The sequence below is a fragment of the Acinetobacter sp. RG5 genome, from assembly GCF_031844265.1.
Classification (GTDB): domain Bacteria; phylum Pseudomonadota; class Gammaproteobacteria; order Pseudomonadales; family Moraxellaceae; genus Acinetobacter.
Window position 1 is genome coordinate 40,621 of the sequence record NZ_JAUZUV010000001.1, and the last position, 16,339, is coordinate 56,959.

Here is a 16,339-nt window from a genome sequence, read left to right on the forward strand (position 1 = left end):
CGTGTTTTACATTTTGATGATGTTGATAAGGAATCAAGTCAAATAGCCTTTTCTGGCTTGAATTGCCTCAGGTAGTGCTTTACCTAAAGAGCTTAGGGTTTCCCGCTCTACCAGCCGTACAATTGAATCTAGCGGTAGATCGTTATCCTGCAAGCCAAAGGGTTCTTCCAGCTCCGCACTGAGCTCATCGAGCCCGAGTAGCATATAAGCAATCAACCCGACCAGAATCGGCGTCCACAGGCCTAAATTCGCCTGCAAACTGAAAGGCAGGATAAAGCAAAAAGAATAAACCGCACGATGTAACAATACCGAATAAGAAAATGGTAATGGCGTTGACAAAATCCGGTCACAACCGGCCTGAATATCTCCCAAAGCCACAGTGTGCTGATTCAGGTTGTTATAAATAATATCGCTGATCTTGCCCTGCTGATACTGTTGTACCAGCTCTATTTGCATCTGTTCTAGCACCCATTGTGATGGATTGATTTGCATCGGCAATTGCTCGAATGACTTGGGTTCAAAACCGGTAGTGGCTTGATAAGTCTGAATACTGGGCGTTTGCTGTCTCAACCGGTCACGTAATAGATGGGTAAACAACATCATGCGGTACAATAAGACTTCACGGGTTTGATCGTCCAGAACGTGGCTATCACGGCATAAATGACGCGTGGTGGCAATCAGCGCGCCCCAAAGTTTGCGCCCTTCCCACCAGCGATCATAGCAGGCTGTATTTCTAAAACTTAAAAAAATCGAGAGAATGACACCAAAAATGGTAAAGCCAATTGCCGGAACAGCAGGAAGGCTCACGAAATGCGCCTGACTCAAATACACCAGCAAAGCGGAAATAAAAACCACCAAGATTAATGCGGGCAGCACCTTGGGCAGAATCGTTCCCTGCCAGGCAAACAATAACCCCAAACTATTATTCTTATCACGCACAATCATGCAATTTTCCCTGCTGTATTGAAAAAGCCCAACCAGAGTTGAGCTTTTTACATTCTGACTTAAACCAGCTTATTTGCCTGGTTTAAAGCTGTCCTTAAGATCCAGAATACGGTTAAATACCGGTTTTTCGCTGGAATGATCATATTGATCTGCCACGAAATAACCTTCACGCTCAAACTGGAAACGATCCTCCGGCTGAGCTTGCGCTAATGCAGGCTCAATCACGGCCTGAACCACCTTCAATGATTCAGGGTTCAGGTTTGCCAAGAAGTCATCACCCACTTCTGGATCAGACTCCGTAAACAGACGGTCGTAAATACGCACTTCTGCAGGAACGCCTTTAGTCGCAGATACCCAGTGAATCACACCTTTGACCTTACGACCTTCAGGATTTTTACCTAAAGTTTCAGGATCAATCGAACATTTCAGTTCAACCACTTCACCATTTTCATCTTTAATGACTTCGTCACATTTGATGACATAGGCATGACGTAAACGGACTTCACCGCCTGGAATCAGACGTTTAAAGCCTTTTGGTGGCTCTTCTTCAAAGTCTTTACGGTCAATATATAGTTCGGTCGTCAATGGAATAACACGTTCACCCATATCAACATTCGGATGACGTGAATGGGTCAAATCCATGTCGGCTGGCAAGTTGGTTAAAGTCACTTTTAATGGATTTAACACGGCCATACCACGAGCGGCGGTATTTTCCAAAGATTGACGAATACAGTATTCCAGCATGGCTACATCGACGATACTGCCATCAACTTTCGATACACCAACACGTTGACAGAAATCACGCAGACCTTCAGGCGTGAAACCACGACGGCGCATACCCACTACAGTTGGCATACGTGGATCATCCCAGCCCTGAACATAGCCACCTTCAACCAGCTTACGCAATTTGCGTTTTGAGGTGATGGTATAGTCCACATTTAAACGGCTCGATTCATACTGACGTGGCACGGATGGTGATTTAACTTTTGCCACCACCCAGTCATAGAACGGACGGTGATCCTGGAATTCCAAAGTACACAGTGAATGCGTAATGCCTTCAATCGCATCAGAAAGTGGATGCGCATAGTCATACATTGGATAAATTTTCCATTTATCGCCAGTCTGATGGTGTTCAGAATGCAGGATACGATACAGAATCGGATCACGCATATGCACGTTCGGTGAAGTCATATCGATCTTGGCACGTAAAACTGCCTGACCTTCTGCATATTCACCGCTGCGCATTTTCTCAAAACACTCCAGGTTTTCTGCAACCGTTGCATCGCGTTGTGGCGAGTTTTTACCTGGCTCAACGAAATTACCACGGTTTAAACGAATCTCTTCCGGACTTTGCAAATCCACATAGGCATCGCCCTGCTCAATCAGCTGAACTGCCCAGGTATAAAGTTGATCGAAATAGCTTGATGCATAACGCGGCTCGCCTTCCCATTGGAAACCCAGCCATTTCACATCATTGGCAATACCATCCACATATTCCTGCTCTTCGGCATCCGGGTTGGTATCGTCAAAACGCAGGTTACACACACCTTTAAATTCTTCGGCAATACCGAAGTTCAAGCAAATTGCTTTCACATGGCCAATATGTAAATAGCCATTCGGCTCAGGCGGAAAACGCGTCACCACCTGTTGAGTACGACCAGCGGCTAAATCATCGGTAATGACCTGACGTACAAAGTCCAAGCCTGGTTGTTGTTCTTGCTGCTGCACTGAATCGACTGCATTGTTCTTTTGGGTCGGGTTCTCGGGCAGAGATGTCACAACATCATTTGGCTTCATGATCAATCATTCACTTCTAAAGTTAAAAAGGGATTAACGAATATTTCATCGTACAAGCTGTACGTATATTCATTATCAAAGTTCCTTAGTTTAACTATAGGTGATTAATCTCTCAACCGCTAACTAGGGTATTTGATTTCAATTCACTCATTTTAAAAAGTGAAAATACAGTAAGCTGCCCAAAACTAAAATATCAACGCTTTACGGAATCAGAAAATGATTCAATTCGTGCCTGTCGGGAATATAACGCCCTGTCTGGCAGTATTTGAAATGCCTTGATAAATCAACGTATAAATAAGGTATTATTTTTATGCTTTTAACAAAGAAAATAATGTTTTTACTTGCCTTGTCGAATGTAGTTTGCTTATGCTTCACTCATTCAGAAAAAACCATGGCACTCGTCCATGATCAGGAGATTACACAATGAGTTTTCCTCAAGTCGAATTAAACACCAATAAAGGTCGTATTGTTCTAGAACTCAATGCTGAAAAAGCACCTAAAACCGTAGCTAACTTTTTAGAATACGTACGTGACGGTTTTTATGACGGCGTAATTTTCCACCGTGTTATTGATGGTTTCATGATCCAAGGCGGCGGCATGGATGAAAATTTCAAGGAAAAAGCAACACGTGATGCAATCGAAAACGAAGCAGACAACGGCTTGACCAATGACGAAGGTACGATTGCAATGGCGCGTACTCAGGCACCGCACTCTGCTTCTGCTCAGTTCTTCATTAACGTGAAAAACAACTCATTCCTTAACCACTCTGGCAAAACTGCTCAAGGTTGGGGTTATGCGGTATTTGGTAAAGTGGTTGAAGGTATGGACGTTGTGAACGAAATCAAAAACGTACGTACTGGCAACCGTGGCTACCACGCTGACGTTCCTCTAGAAAATGTAGTAATCGAATCTGCAAAAATCATTTCTGAATAAGTTTAAATCCTCCCTAACCCTCCTTTAATAAAGGAGGGAATCACCTTTTATCAAAATAAGGTTTTCCTCCCTTTTTCAAAGGGAGGTCGGGAGGGATTAAATTAAACAAGGAAAAGATTCGTGATCTATCTGTTTATCTCAGATTTACATTTGTCACCTGATCACCCTCGACTTGTTCGGGGGTTTTTAGATTTATTAACTGAGTATCAAGATCAAAATACCCAACTGTATATTTTGGGTGACTGGTTCAATGCCTGGATTGGTGATGATTATAAGTCTCCGTGGCTGGACGAGATTGTCACTGCATTAAAACAGTTTACTCAGGCTGGGAATCAACTCTATTTTCAGGCCGGCAACCGGGATTTTGTCTTAGGAAGTAAATTTTTAGCTCGATTTGGCGGGCAGCTTCTTCCCGAAATCGATCAGCTAATCATTGCCGGAACACATTTTCGCCTGGAACATGGCGATGCCCTATGTACCGATGACGTCTCCTATCAGCGTTTTAAAAAGATTATTCGTCATCCCTGGCTACTTGGCTTCTTAAGAAAAACCCCTCTCTCATTTCGAACCAGACTAGCCAACCGCTTTCGTCAACAAAGCCATCAGGCACAACAGTTTAAAAGCTATGAAGTGATGGACGTCAACTCACATGCAGTTGAGCTGGCATTACAGGATGTAGATGTACTGATCCATGGTCATACGCATCGCGCAGCCATTCATCAGTTAGCCCAGAAAAGAAGAATTGTACTAGGCGACTGGAAAGAAGACAGTGCAGAGATTCTGGAAATTCAGGAAGATCAAAGTTTTGATACCCTGAAACTAAAAAAGTGGCGATATTAATCAGCCACTTTTTACGATATTGATCTGCTTAACACAGACGATAAAGCTGGTTTACCCCAGTATAGAAACTTTTACCATCGAGATTGAACTGAAATTCCTCACCCGTTGGCAATTGAATCATTTTACCGACCTCAACCCAGATAAAACCGTCCATTGTATTTTGCTTGCGCTTTAATGGAACCAGTTTCACGTTAATTTCATTGCCATCAGCGGCAGTGGCAATATGCCATTCATTGATTTTGATCAAAATATTTACTCACACGATATGAGCTTTTTGTGACTATATGGAGAGAGATTAATAACAACCTAGTTTACATAATAGTTCTATGGTTAGTAGATCTTATTTGAGTTCAAATACTTGAACTAAAAAGTACATCACAATCAGCTTAAAATAATAATAGAAGCAAGAACAGTACTTGCTTGAAGTGCAACCAGTGTAAGCTATTTATCCAGCAAAAGCAAAATTACATTGTAATGACAATAGAATGGGATTTTTAAGAACTTTTTTCATGCTTTGTTAATTATTAGGCTTTTGATTTTTATGATCTAAAATTCATTTTAACGTTACTTCATTTCCGTTGATAAACAAAACCTGTATTTAAATACCTTAAAATCAATATTAGAGACATGAAACTCAGCCCGAGGTACGGCAAGTTCCACTCTCCCGTCTTTTGATAATTTAGGATCAAGAGAATAGCATTTAAGGCTACAAACAGTACGTGAATCATAAAAAAGGCTTGTTGCACTCGTCTAGTTTTTTGCTGACGTTGGTTCTCTAAGATGTTCTGCTGTTCTTGTAAAAATTGTTCTGCATCTTGAAGGTTCATTATGATTTTCTTATGGCTGAATGAATAGCTCATCTAAAGAATTTCCGGTTAAAAATAAACTAAAAATCTAAGCAAGCTATTCATTCAGAATCTCTTGTTGATTAATAACCGCTAGTCGGATTATTCACATTGATATCCTTTTTATATTTCCCCAATAGATCACGCAAGGAATTCATCAAAACACTGGTATCTACGCCCACTGCTACAAACTCAGTGCCAAGTTCGATATATTTTTGCGTCACTTCATGCTGGGTTGACAGAATTCCTGCAGCTTTGCCTGCAGAACGAATCCGCTGGATTGCATCAATTACAGCTTTTTGTACTTCAGGATGATTCGGATCACCTTGATAACCCATAGTGGCAGATAGATCAACGGCGCCAATAAACACGCCATCAATCCCGTCGATCTGAAGAATAGCATCCAGATTTTCCAGTCCTGTGACCGATTCAATCTGGATTAATAAACAGATTTCTTCATGTGCCGTCTGATAATAATTTGGAATGCTGTTCCAGCGGGTGGCACGTGCCAGTGCAGCACCAACGCCACGAATTCCTTCAGGCGGATAACGGACTGCCCTGACCATGAGTTCGGCCTGTTCCACGGTTTCTACCATCGGAATCAACAGCGTTTGTGCACCGATATCAAGGAGTTGCTTGATCAGTTGTACGCTACCAATGGGTGGTCGTACCACTGCTTGCGAGGGATAAGCAGCAATACTTTGCAGTTGCGACAAAGTCGTTCTCAAATCACTGGGTGCATGCTCACCATCAATCAGCAGCCAGTCATAACCTGCATTTGCCGCAATCTCGGTTCCATAGGCATCTGCCAATCCAATCCATAAGCCGATTTGCTGCTGGGTTTTCAGTTTGTGTTTAAAGTAATTGGTCACTTGCATCCGCTAACCTATTTGCATGTTGCTGGCGATGCCTCTTATTAAACGCTTCTCGCTTAAAAGTGCCAATAGACAAAAACTGGATTTTAATCTGATTTAACTCTAAGTTTTGCTTGAATCCAGCTCAAGATCATTTCAGAACAGGCTTTGCCTGATGCTTTTTTATTGTAATAATCAGGGGATGTGAAAAATGTATATATTTAAAACTTCTACTCGCTGTTTATTTAAAAAGATTGGAGCCCATTGATGGATTTACTCAAGATCACGCAGACCCGCTATACCACTAAAGCCTATGATCCTAGCAAGAAAATCCCGGCAGAACAGTTCGAGCGCTTATTAGAAATTTTGCGTCTGGCACCCTCTTCAATCAATATTCAGCCTTGGCATTTTTTTATTGCCGATCATGAGGCAGCCAAACAGCGCATTGCCAAAGCCTTGGTCGGTACTTATGCCTACAATGCACCCAAAGTTCTGGATTCTTCACATACCATTTTATTCTGCACCAAAGCCGATATTAATGAGTTGCATCTAGAAAACTTATTGAACCGCGATGATCTCAGTGGCCGATTTAAAGATGAATCCGCCAAGGAAGGTCAGAAAAACACCCGTGCAGGTTATATTCATTATTATCGCAATGAAAAAGGTGATATTCAGCGTTGGGCTGAAAACCAGACCTTTATTGCACTCGGTCAAATGCTCTTAGCTGCCGGAATTGAAGGGGTTGATGCCACCCCGATTGGCGGATTTGACGAAGAGATTATCAGTGAAGAATTACAACTCGCAGAACAGGGCTTGATCCCCTCTGTATTGCTGACTTTAGGCTATCACAGTGAAAACGACTTCAATGCCAAACTGCCTAAATCACGTCTTGCCGCTGAAGATATTTTCACCAAACTGTAAGGATTTTATGCTATAAAAGGGGTCAAGCGCCCCTTTCTATGTCAATTCGGGCCTATTTTTTGCTTTATTTACCATCTAATAGAATAACAATAGAGGTCATCTATGTCGCTCCTTACATCCAAATCCCTGAAATTTGAATGCCATCATTGCGATAAAATTTATCTCCAGCACTACAAAGATCAACAGCATCGTTATCCGCACTGTCCAGACTGCCAACAGGCCGGTTTATTAGTTGGACTGGCCGAAGCAGGCGACCTGCTCCGACATCCGATTGAATTTGCATCTTCTTATGTCAAACAGACATTGCATAAGCTAGGCAAATCACACTAGTCAAGCCTAGCAGCAATCCTAGAGTACTTGCAGGTTTGAGCCGCTCTTTAAAGAATACCAGACCTGCTATCACACCAAATACCACCACCAGAATATTCATGCCGGCAAAGACGATCGCCGGTGAATCCTTGAGCAGCATATGGGCTTTGACATAGAAAGCAATATTGGCAAAATTCAGGATACCCAATAACAGACCAGCGCCGATATTCTGCATCGAGCCCAAGCTTTTATATTTGAGTAACAGATAGCCCATCGAAATGATCAGAGCGCAAACAAACATCAGATTCAGCGCCACCGCGAATTGCAGGCCAAGACTGGTTGTATATTTCAACAATACATCTATCAGTGCATAACCGACCCAGACTAAGCCCAGATATAACATTCCCTGACTGCCCTGTCCTGTACTTTGTCGATGTGAAAACAGGATGCACAGCACTGCGCCAATACCTAAAGCGATCCCGAGTATTTTCAGCTGATTAAACTGTTCCTGAAAAATAAAATAGGCCGCAGCCAGTGACAAGACTACAGAAAGTCGCTGGGCAATTTCGGTTTTTAAAATCCCAGCCGTTTGCAAAGCCTTGGCCAGAAGCAGGAATACACTCGGAAGCAAAATACCCAAAGCCAGAATAAGCAACCAAGGCGTCTGAGACATTGAAATATGTTGAATATCAGGTTGGAACCAGAAAAAACATAAGAGACTGGCTGTCATATAGTTCCAGTTAATCATGTGTATCGGACTCAAGCCCTTATTTTTGGCGACTTTTAATAATATTGAGACCGCAACGCTGCATAGCGCTGCTGCGAAAATCAGTTCCATATGCTGCTCTTATTCTTGATATTTATGAGTCTACAAAAAAGCCCACATTTGCAGTGGGCTTTTTTTATAAATGATTCACTGGGAATTATTTATAGTGTGACACCATTTTCTCTAAAGAAATTGGGCGAATCTTGTCTGCATTACCTGCAGTACCGAAAGCTTCGTAACGATCGATACAGATTTGCTTCATTGCATCTACAGTTGCGCTGAAGAATTTACGTGGATCGAATTCGCTTGGTTTTTCTGCCATCATACGACGCATTGCACCGGTAGATGCTAAACGCAAGTCAGTATCGATGTTGATCTTGCGCACGCCGTGTTTGATCGCTTCAACCAGCTGCTCAACCGGAACACCGTAAGTTTCCTTGATGTCGCCGCCATACTGGTTAATCACTGCCAACCATTCTTGTGGCACAGAGCTTGAACCGTGCATGACAAGATGCGTATTTGGAAGTGCTGCGTGAATTTCTTTAATGCGGTCAATCGCAAGAATATCACCTGTAGGTGGACGCGTGAACTTGTACGCACCGTGTGAAGTACCTACTGCAATTGCAAGCGCATCAACATTGGTATCAGTAACGAAGCTACGTGCTTCTTCAACTGAAGTCAGGAGTTGAGAATGATCCAGTACGCCTTCTGCGCCTACGCCATCTTCTTCACCCGCCATACCTGTTTCAAGGCTACCCAAACAACCGATTTCACCTTCAACAGATACGCCACACGCATGTGCCATTTGAACTGTACGGCGAGTCACATCAACGTTATATTCATATGAAGTTGGTGTTTTACCATCTTCACCCAGTGAACCGTCCATCATCACTGATGAAAAGCCTAACTGGATTGAACGTTGGCAAATGTCAGGGCTGGTACCGTGGTCTTGATGCATTACCACTGGAATATGTGGCCATTCTTCAATTGCAGCCAAAATCAGGTGACGCAAGAACGGAGCGCCTGCATATTTACGCGCACCCGCAGATGCTTGTACGATAACAGGCGAATTGGTTGCATCTGCTGCAAGCATAATTGCACGCATTTGTTCTAAGTTGTTTACGTTAAATGCTGGTACGCCGTAAGCATGTTCGCCGGCGTGATCCAAGAGCTGGCGCAATGAAATAAGAGCCATAATATCCTCCCAGTGAATGCCACATATTCTACATGTTCAAAGGTTTCAATTCAGCAACAAATAACACTATTTAAAAAAAATCCCTGCATTTGCAGGGATTTTGTGTCACATCAACCAGATTAAGGTGCTACAGGCTCTGAAGTCGCAGCAACTGATTCGTCCGCAGTCGCTTCATCGGCTGGAGCATTGGCAATTTCAGCCGGGATATCGGTATTTTTTTCATCTAGAATTGGCTGGTCAATAGCGTCAATGGCGGCTTGCTGTTCTGGAGTTACAGCCTGATCCGCCACTGCTGCCGAGCTTTCTGCTTCAGCTTCTGGTGCACTTTCCTGTTTTGCACATGCAGTCAGTGCCAGAGATGCTGCTAATAATACTGCCGTAGTTAACTGTTTTTTCATCACGTATTCTCGTCATTTGATGATTTAATGACTGCATCTTATGACAGATTTATTGCATTTTAATGACGAAGCCATGAAGGGTAAGTTTTCACTGTCAAAAAAATGACATAAAAAAAAGCTGGCACTTGGCCAGCTTTTTAGCTTAGGACATTCCATTAAGCACGTTCTAACAATACCGCAACTGCAGGAAGGGTTTTACCTTCAACGAATTCAAGGAATGCACCGCCACCCGTCGAGATATAACCAATTTTGTCAGCCACTTCATATTTATCAATCGCAGCAAGTGTATCCCCACCGCCCGCAATCGAAAAACCTTCCGATTCAGCAATTGCTAAAGATAAAGTTTTAGTCCCTTCACCGAATTGATCTACTTCAAATACGCCGACCGGGCCATTCCAAAGAATGGTTTTAGAGGTTTTCAGGATTTCTGCAAATGCTTTCGCAGTTTCTGGACCTACATCTAGGATCATGTCGTTGTCAGCAACATCTGCAACGTTTTTCACCGTCGCTTTCGCAGCAGCCAATGAACCCAAGAAATCTTCAAAGTTAATTTCAGAGGCATCTGTAACGACTACGTCAGTAGGAAGTGGAACTGCTACTTTTGCAGCAATGGCTTTTGCCGTATCGATCAGATCCTTTTCACACAATGATTTGCCCACGTTATAACCGGCCGCAGCAAGGAACGTGTTGGCAATACCACCACCGACGATCAATTGATCACAAATGTCAGAAAGTGAGGTTAAAACATCTAGCTTGGTAGAGACTTTAGAACCTGCAACAATCGCCACCATTGGCTTTTCAGGGGTTTGCAGTGCACGACCAAGCGCATCAAGTTCAGCTGCCAGTAAAGGACCTGCAGCTGCAACTTTAGCCAGACGCGCTACGCCTTCAGTAGATGCTTCTGCACGGTGTGCTGTACCAAAGGCATCCATCACGAATACATCACACAATGCTGCATATTTTGCTGCAAGTTCAGGATTGTTTTTCTTCTCGCCGACGTTAAAACGGCAATTTTCCAGTAGAACTACCTGACCTGGCTGAACATCAACGCCATCTAAATAGTCAGTAAACAGTTTCACTTCTTGGCCCAAAGCTTCAGTCAAGTAAGCCGCTACAGGAGCAAGTGACTGTTCAGCTTTAGGCTCACCTTCAACCGGACGACCCAGATGAGAATACACCATGACTGCAGCGCCTTTTTCTAGTGCTGCTTTAATCGTTGGCAATGCTGCACGAAGACGCGCATCGCTGGTGATCACACCATTTTTAACAGGAACGTTTAAATCTTCACGGATCAGAACACGTTTACCTGCTAAATCGAGGTCAGTCATACGCTGAAAGTTCATGTAGAGCTCACTTTATAGATATTAAAACCAGGCGATTTTAAATGATTATGCAGAAAAAGGTTAGCATCTTTTGCAGAAAACATTATGAATGCCAAAGTTTTGTTATGATAGAAAAAAGCCTCTTTTAGATTCAGTCCCTATGTCGATACATCCTGATCCAAATCTTAACCGTTTGAACGTGTTAGGTGAGCCTTTGTCCAGCTGTTGCTTCGATCCGATTACCGGATATTTCCGCAATGGCTTTTGCCATACTGCGACCACCGATCTGGGCCAGCATACGGTTTGCGCGCAAATGACCTCAGAATTTCTGAATTTTTCTCAAAAAGTCGGTAATGACCTGATTACGCCTTTGCCCGAACTGGATTTCCCGGGCCTGCAACCTGGCGATTTCTGGTGTATCTGCGTAACGCGCTGGGTCGAAGCCTATGAAGCGGGTCAAGCTCCACCGATCAAGCTACAAGCCTGTCACAAAGCTGTTCTGGCGTATGTACCGTTAAATATTCTTGAGGAATATGCTGTCTAATGAATTCTGCACAAATTATCTTGGCATCGTCCAGTCAAACCCGCAAAGCGCTGATGGATCGTCTGCATATTAATTATATTTCCATGGTACCGGATATTGATGAATCTCCTCGCGGGGAAAATCACGCAGATGATCTGGCACAACGACTGGCTTTTGAGAAAGCCAGATATATTGCTGAACAAAATCCAGAAGCGATTGTGATCGGCTCAGATCAGGTGGCATGGCGTGAAGGTGCGCCGGATATTTTTATTGGTAAACCGTTAACGACTGAAAAGGCCATTCGCCAGCTACAAGCCAACTCGCACAAGATTGTCTATTTTAGTACTGCGCTCAGTGTGCAGCAGCTATCGACCGGTTTTGAACAAAGTCTGGTTGAACACTATAAAGTCAAGTTCCGCAAACTGTCTCAGGTCGAAATCGAGCGTTATGTCGAAATTGAACAACCTTTGCATTGTGCAGGCAGTTTCAAATGTGAAAGCCTCGGTATCAGCTTGTTTGAAGAAATGATCGGACAAGATCAGACCACGCTGATGGGCATGCCAATGATCAAGCTCTGTCATATTCTTCGTGAATTAAAAATTTTGGTTCCTTAATCTCTCCCTTTAAATTCAGGCTTTACTCTATGTCTCAACCTTTAGACGTACTAGGCGGTATTACCGCTGAACAATTCCTTAGCGAATACTGGCAAAAGAAACCTTTACTGGTGCGTAATGCAATGCCTGAAATCGCCAGTTTGCTTGAACCCAATGATGTGATGGAACTTGCGCTTGAAGAACATGTCACTGCCCGTCTCATCAAGCAGAAAGATCGTGATCCGAATCAATGGAGCGTGAAATCTTCACCTTTGCTCAAAGCAGATTTCCAGAAAATGCCCAAGCTCTGGACGCTTTTGGTTCAGGCTGTAGATCACTATTCATTTGACCTGTCTGCGTTTTGGAAAAAATTCCCGTTTATTCCACAATGGCGTCGCGATGACATCATGGTGTCTTATGCTCCACAAGGCGGCTCAGTCGGCAAGCATTTCGATTTCTATGATGTGTTTCTGGTACAAGGCTATGGCCACCGTCGCTGGCAGCTTGGGCAAATGTGTGATGCCGAAACAGCATTCGTTCCGGGTCAACCGCTTAAATTATTGCCTGAAATAGAAGTTAACTTTGACGAAGTGCTGGCACCTGGCGACTTGCTGTATGTACCGCCTGGTCTGGCTCACTACGGCGTAGCTGAAGATGACTGCCTGACTTATTCATTCGGTTTCCGCATGCCAAATATCAGTGACATGATGGATCGTGTCGGGGATAAATTCTCTGAAAATGAAACGCTGCGTAACCCATTGCTGGATATCATCCGTGATCAAGTCGGTGCTATCGGTGAAGTGAGCAGCAATGAGCTGGAATATCTGAAAGAACACATCATGCAGCAACTGCATAATTCCAATGTTCTCGAAGATGCCATCATGAGCTTGATGTCCGAACCTAAATATCCTGAAAACCTGCCTGAAGCAGAAGAAATCGGTACAGGTGATCTGGAAGAAGCACTCGATCAGGGCTATAGCCTGATGCTCGAACCTGCGTCACGCCTGCTTTATACTGAAACGGACGGCGACGTTCTGTTCTGGGCAAATGGTGAGGGTGTGTGCATCTCTGAGACATTTACCGCAAAACTCAAACAGCTTGCAGATGGTGAAGCGCTGTTATTCGGTGAAGGCTTCGCTGATGAAGAAATTCTGGAAGATGTTGCTGCATTATTAAATGAAGCCGTGTTGATGCTGGTTCCACCGCCAGAAGACGAGTAATCTTTCCACGGTTCTATTTAGGCAATAATTTTTAAGAGGATCACATGATCCTCTTTTTTATTTTTAGAGTCTAGAATTCTAACTAATTAAGGCTGATACAGCTCTAATACAACACGAATCAGCGTATCTCCTTGTTCAGATTCAATCTGGAACAATCCTCCCATGCGCTCAACCCGCATTTTCATGCTGCGCATTCCAATACTCAGACCATTTTTTTGCACCATGTCAGCATCGAAACCGATGCCATTATCCTGAATGCTTAAAGTAAGCTGATGTGGCTGGGAATATTCCAGACTGACTTTTACCTGACTGGCCTGACTATGCTTAATGATATTGGTCAGACTTTCTTCGACTACTCGGATCAAGGTCAAACACTGTAATGCCGTCGGTTCACGCTGCCAGACTTTTGGAAATGACCATTCAACTACAATCCCCATTTCTTCCATCAGCTGGGTAAAACGATAACGTACCGGTGCGATCCAGAGTACCGGCGTTTGTGGGACTTTATTTTCAATAGATGAACCACTGTCAATGATTTGTCTGAGATCATCTCTGAGCAGTTTCAGCATGGAAAGAAACTGCTGTTTAGAAACTGTTTCGCTACTTTGATCCACCAGAATCATGGAACGGACAATAGACCCTCCCAACCCGTCATGCAGTTCATGTGACAGATTAATCCGCTCTTGCAGACGAACATTGGTCAGCTCCAATTGATGTTTATCGCTCAGGCTTTTATTCAGGTCGGCACTGACCTGCTGGACTTTACGTTCTAACTGGCTATTAAATTTTTCGATTTTCCTGACATTACGATTCAAGCGTGTACCCATAATGAGCACCACAAACAAGGTAATAATCGGTGAGGTATAGGGAGATAAAGGTGAAAATTCATTGACCTTGGTTTGGTTCAACATGATCAGGTCGATAACTACACACAGCAAAATCCCCCAAAGACATAACGTCAGGAAGAGATATTCTCCATTTCGGGTTTTGATGGCCTGATAGCTGATATACACAGTACAACTGACAAAGAGCAATACATAGATGATAAACACTCCACCCAGTACCTGCTCCAAATAATCCAAAGGACTGATCATCACCAGTAGGCTGGACAGAACGCTGACCAGAATAAATCCTCGCTCCAACTGCTTAAATTTCTGTTTTACAAAGCGGATCAGATACAGACAAAAACAATGGATATAGGCAATGAAAAAAAGCATATTGGCTTTAGCTGCCGAAATCGTGGAGTGAAATGGAAAATTTTCTGTAGTCAAGACATTGGAAATAAACAGAATCCACAACAGTGAACTGAGTGCCAGCCAGCCAAAAGTGGTTTCTGAACGCCGGAATAACCAGATAATGAAACAGATCAGCCCAATCGTGGCAGAGAAAATCATATTGATCTGGAATACGGTACGGCGATCCCAGATTTTTTCCAAATACTGCTGGCTATTCACCAACACATTATTAAACTGAATATTGCCCAGGCCCGCGCTTTGGAAACTGTAGCCATTTACATAAATCAGGATTTCATTACTGTCTTTACGCAAACCGCTAATCGGGAAAACCCAGTAACGCGGCATATTCCAGCTTTTCGACAAGGGCTCTTGCAAGTTCCGGTCAGACCAAAGCAAGTCACCATTCAGGAACACGGCACCTGCCGAATTAATATAATCAATAGAAAAGGCAACCGGTTCTGCAAGGCGGATGTTGTCCTGACATGACCAACGCCAGACAATCTTGTACCAGGCACCCCCATGATAATTCTTCCAGTTATTCTGCCAGTTATCCGGCAAACGTACGCTTTGCCAGCCTGATGTCGGCATCTCGGTAGGACCCTGAGCCTGAACCTTCTGAATATATTCGATCTTCACCTGACAAAGATCATTAATCTGAAAATGGTTTTGTGCCTGACTCATCCTACAGAACAAGCAAAGCCAGCTGCACAGGACAAAAACACCGATCCATTTCAGTCGCTGCCGTTTGCTGCTTCTGGAACAGGCAGATGACATTACAGAATTCCCAGATGCCGTGCGGTACTGACCGCCTTGGTACGTTTACTGACCGAGAGTTTGCGGTAAATATGCTTGATATGACTTTCGACGGTATAGCGTGATACACAGAGCTGCTCGGCAATTTCACGATTACTCAGACCTTGCGCAACCAAGGACAGGATTTCCTGCTCCCGCTGTGTGAGCGTTTCCTGATCCGCAGCTGGCCTGTTCTGTTCTACTGTTGCTGAAATGGTGGGAATAGAAATCTGTTTTAAAATTTCACGGGCAACAAAGGGATCAATCGGTGCACCGCCACGCAAAATACTGCGAATAGCCAAGGCGACTTCAACATCATCCCGTTCTTTCAGCACATAACCGGTCGCACCGGCCTGAATTGCCCTAAACAGGCTATCTTGGGTACTCCAGGCAGACACCACCAGAATCAACGCTTGTGCGTCCTGTTCGCGGATTTTTTCAATAATTGAAATCCCACTTCCATCTGGCAACCCCAAATCTACTAAGGCCAGTGCAATCGGCTGTTGCTGAACTATGGAATATGCTTCTTTAACCGTGTTGGCAAATAGCAGAACGTCTTCGTTATAACCTAGATTGGTTAATATAATTTTTAAACGGCGCTGAATGACATATTCATCTTCAACGATTAATACTGGTACTGGCAAGACTGCCTCCGATGCTGTCATAAGCACGCCCCTTATATTTATTTTTATATATCCCCTTTAAGATTAAAATATAAACAAAATCACACTAAAAATCATGATTTATTTATTTTTTATTATCTGAAGTTTTAAGCAGCGAGAAACGCTTACGCCCGTTTTCCATATCATAGACATAAAAAATGCCATCTGTTTAGCAGATGGCAGTTCAAG

Annotated in this window: 17 protein-coding genes; 7 read left to right on the forward strand and 10 right to left on the reverse strand. The window is 43.5% G+C overall.

The features are described 5' to 3' along the window. Positions 1-33: 33 nt before the first annotated feature. Both Q9R21_RS00185 and Q9R21_RS00190 read right to left on the reverse strand, forming a co-directional pair. Positions 34-945: a bestrophin family protein gene (locus tag Q9R21_RS00185; protein ID WP_216985974.1), complete on the reverse strand. Its 912-nt coding sequence runs from the start codon at positions 943-945 to the stop codon at positions 34-36. A 69-nt stretch (positions 946-1,014) separates the two neighbouring features. Continuing rightward, a complete protein-coding gene (locus tag Q9R21_RS00190; RefSeq protein ID WP_311203457.1) occupies positions 1,015-2,742 on the reverse strand; it encodes a glutamine--tRNA ligase/YqeY domain fusion protein in 1,728 nt (575 codons plus the stop codon). Between the two features lie 423 nt (positions 2,743-3,165). Between Q9R21_RS00190 and Q9R21_RS00195 the strand changes: the two genes are divergently transcribed. Both Q9R21_RS00195 and Q9R21_RS00200 read left to right on the forward strand, forming a co-directional pair. Then, on the forward strand, positions 3,166-3,675 hold the full coding sequence (locus Q9R21_RS00195) for a peptidylprolyl isomerase (RefSeq protein ID WP_004279844.1): 510 nt from the start codon (positions 3,166-3,168) through the stop codon (positions 3,673-3,675). A gap of 120 nt (positions 3,676-3,795) precedes the next feature. Then, positions 3,796-4,515: a UDP-2,3-diacylglucosamine diphosphatase gene (locus tag Q9R21_RS00200; protein ID WP_311203458.1), complete on the forward strand. Its 720-nt coding sequence runs from the start codon at positions 3,796-3,798 to the stop codon at positions 4,513-4,515. A gap of 28 nt (positions 4,516-4,543) precedes the next feature. Here the strand turns inward: Q9R21_RS00200 and Q9R21_RS00205 are convergent, their stop codons facing one another. Together Q9R21_RS00205 and hpaI are read right to left on the reverse strand one after the other, a co-directional pair. Further along, complete coding sequence (locus tag Q9R21_RS00205) at positions 4,544-4,762, reverse strand: hypothetical protein (RefSeq protein ID WP_004279847.1); 219 nt, start codon at positions 4,760-4,762, stop codon at positions 4,544-4,546. Positions 4,763-5,443: 681 nt separating this feature from the next. Beyond that, positions 5,444-6,238, reverse strand: coding sequence for a 4-hydroxy-2-oxoheptanedioate aldolase (hpaI, locus tag Q9R21_RS00210; protein ID WP_085064662.1), 795 nt, complete (start codon positions 6,236-6,238; stop codon positions 5,444-5,446). 243 nt (positions 6,239-6,481) lie between these two features. Here hpaI and nfsB point away from each other — a divergent pair, with 243 nt between their 5' ends. Both nfsB and Q9R21_RS00220 read left to right on the forward strand, forming a co-directional pair. Then, the gene (gene nfsB / locus Q9R21_RS00215) at positions 6,482-7,135 is read left to right on the forward strand and encodes an oxygen-insensitive NAD(P)H nitroreductase (protein ID WP_311203459.1); all 654 of its coding nucleotides are present in this window, start codon (positions 6,482-6,484) and stop codon (positions 7,133-7,135) included. Between the two features lie 102 nt (positions 7,136-7,237). Then, positions 7,238-7,465 carry a hypothetical protein gene (locus Q9R21_RS00220; protein ID WP_085064664.1) on the forward strand — a complete coding sequence of 76 codons (228 nt, stop codon included), beginning with the start codon at positions 7,238-7,240 and terminating at the stop codon, positions 7,463-7,465. Here Q9R21_RS00220 and Q9R21_RS00225 read toward each other — a convergent pair. From Q9R21_RS00225 to Q9R21_RS00240, 4 genes are all read right to left on the reverse strand, one after another. Next, positions 7,428-8,282 (reverse strand): EamA family transporter, encoded by an 855-nt coding sequence (locus Q9R21_RS00225; RefSeq protein ID WP_085064665.1) that lies wholly within the window; start codon positions 8,280-8,282, stop codon positions 7,428-7,430. The genes Q9R21_RS00220 and Q9R21_RS00225 overlap by 38 nt on opposite strands. Before the next feature lie 85 nt (positions 8,283-8,367). Continuing rightward, entirely contained in the window at positions 8,368-9,405 is a 1,038-nt protein-coding gene (gene fba / locus Q9R21_RS00230; RefSeq protein WP_311203460.1) for a class II fructose-bisphosphate aldolase, read from the reverse strand. A 119-nt stretch (positions 9,406-9,524) separates the two neighbouring features. Next, the gene (locus tag Q9R21_RS00235) at positions 9,525-9,803 is read right to left on the reverse strand and encodes a hypothetical protein (protein ID WP_311203461.1); all 279 of its coding nucleotides are present in this window, start codon (positions 9,801-9,803) and stop codon (positions 9,525-9,527) included. 155 nt (positions 9,804-9,958) lie between these two features. Continuing rightward, the gene (locus Q9R21_RS00240; RefSeq protein ID WP_311203462.1) at positions 9,959-11,146 is read right to left on the reverse strand and encodes a phosphoglycerate kinase; all 1,188 of its coding nucleotides are present in this window, start codon (positions 11,144-11,146) and stop codon (positions 9,959-9,961) included. Between the two features lie 139 nt (positions 11,147-11,285). Between Q9R21_RS00240 and Q9R21_RS00245 the strand changes: the two genes are divergently transcribed. Genes Q9R21_RS00245 through Q9R21_RS00255 form a run of 3 tightly spaced genes read left to right on the forward strand, consistent with a single transcriptional unit; the run spans position 11,286 to position 13,461 of the window. Next, positions 11,286-11,669 (forward strand): DUF2237 family protein, encoded by a 384-nt coding sequence (locus tag Q9R21_RS00245; RefSeq protein WP_004279857.1) that lies wholly within the window; start codon positions 11,286-11,288, stop codon positions 11,667-11,669. Next, positions 11,669-12,262, forward strand: a complete 594-nt coding sequence (locus tag Q9R21_RS00250) for a Maf family protein (protein WP_311203463.1) — start codon at positions 11,669-11,671, stop codon at positions 12,260-12,262. The genes Q9R21_RS00245 and Q9R21_RS00250 overlap by 1 nt, the downstream gene beginning before the upstream one ends. A gap of 29 nt (positions 12,263-12,291) precedes the next feature. Beyond that, on the forward strand, positions 12,292-13,461 hold the full coding sequence (locus Q9R21_RS00255) for a cupin domain-containing protein (protein WP_311203464.1): 1,170 nt from the start codon (positions 12,292-12,294) through the stop codon (positions 13,459-13,461). 86 nt (positions 13,462-13,547) lie between these two features. Here the strand turns inward: Q9R21_RS00255 and Q9R21_RS00260 are convergent, their stop codons facing one another. Then, positions 13,548-15,470: an ATP-binding protein gene (locus tag Q9R21_RS00260; RefSeq protein ID WP_311203465.1), complete on the reverse strand. Its 1,923-nt coding sequence runs from the start codon at positions 15,468-15,470 to the stop codon at positions 13,548-13,550. After that, positions 15,470-16,153, reverse strand: a complete 684-nt coding sequence (locus tag Q9R21_RS00265; RefSeq protein WP_311203466.1) for a response regulator transcription factor — start codon at positions 16,151-16,153, stop codon at positions 15,470-15,472. Before Q9R21_RS00265 ends, Q9R21_RS00260 begins: the two co-directional genes overlap by 1 nt. Positions 16,154-16,339 lie beyond the last annotated feature (186 nt).

Coding starts and splice junctions, on each gene's coding strand:
- Q9R21_RS00185 (WP_216985974.1), bottom strand. CDS start 945: ATGATTGTGCGTGATAAGAATAATAGTTTGGGGTTATTGTTTGCCTGG.
- Q9R21_RS00190 (WP_311203457.1), bottom strand. CDS start 2,742: ATGAAGCCAAATGATGTTGTGACATCTCTGCCCGAGAACCCGACCCAA.
- Q9R21_RS00195 (WP_004279844.1), top strand. CDS start 3,166: ATGAGTTTTCCTCAAGTCGAATTAAACACCAATAAAGGTCGTATTGTT.
- hpaI (WP_085064662.1), bottom strand. CDS start 6,238: ATGCAAGTGACCAATTACTTTAAACACAAACTGAAAACCCAGCAGCAA.
- nfsB (WP_311203459.1), top strand. CDS start 6,482: ATGGATTTACTCAAGATCACGCAGACCCGCTATACCACTAAAGCCTAT.
- Q9R21_RS00220 (WP_085064664.1), top strand. CDS start 7,238: ATGTCGCTCCTTACATCCAAATCCCTGAAATTTGAATGCCATCATTGC.
- Q9R21_RS00225 (WP_085064665.1), bottom strand. CDS start 8,282: ATGGAACTGATTTTCGCAGCAGCGCTATGCAGCGTTGCGGTCTCAATA.
- fba (WP_311203460.1), bottom strand. CDS start 9,405: ATGGCTCTTATTTCATTGCGCCAGCTCTTGGATCACGCCGGCGAACAT.
- Q9R21_RS00235 (WP_311203461.1), bottom strand. CDS start 9,803: ATGAAAAAACAGTTAACTACGGCAGTATTATTAGCAGCATCTCTGGCA.
- Q9R21_RS00240 (WP_311203462.1), bottom strand. CDS start 11,146: ATGAACTTTCAGCGTATGACTGACCTCGATTTAGCAGGTAAACGTGTT.
- Q9R21_RS00245 (WP_004279857.1), top strand. CDS start 11,286: ATGTCGATACATCCTGATCCAAATCTTAACCGTTTGAACGTGTTAGGT.
- Q9R21_RS00250 (WP_311203463.1), top strand. CDS start 11,669: ATGAATTCTGCACAAATTATCTTGGCATCGTCCAGTCAAACCCGCAAA.
- Q9R21_RS00255 (WP_311203464.1), top strand. CDS start 12,292: ATGTCTCAACCTTTAGACGTACTAGGCGGTATTACCGCTGAACAATTC.
- Q9R21_RS00260 (WP_311203465.1), bottom strand. CDS start 15,470: ATGTCATCTGCCTGTTCCAGAAGCAGCAAACGGCAGCGACTGAAATGG.
- Q9R21_RS00265 (WP_311203466.1), bottom strand. CDS start 16,153: ATGACAGCATCGGAGGCAGTCTTGCCAGTACCAGTATTAATCGTTGAA.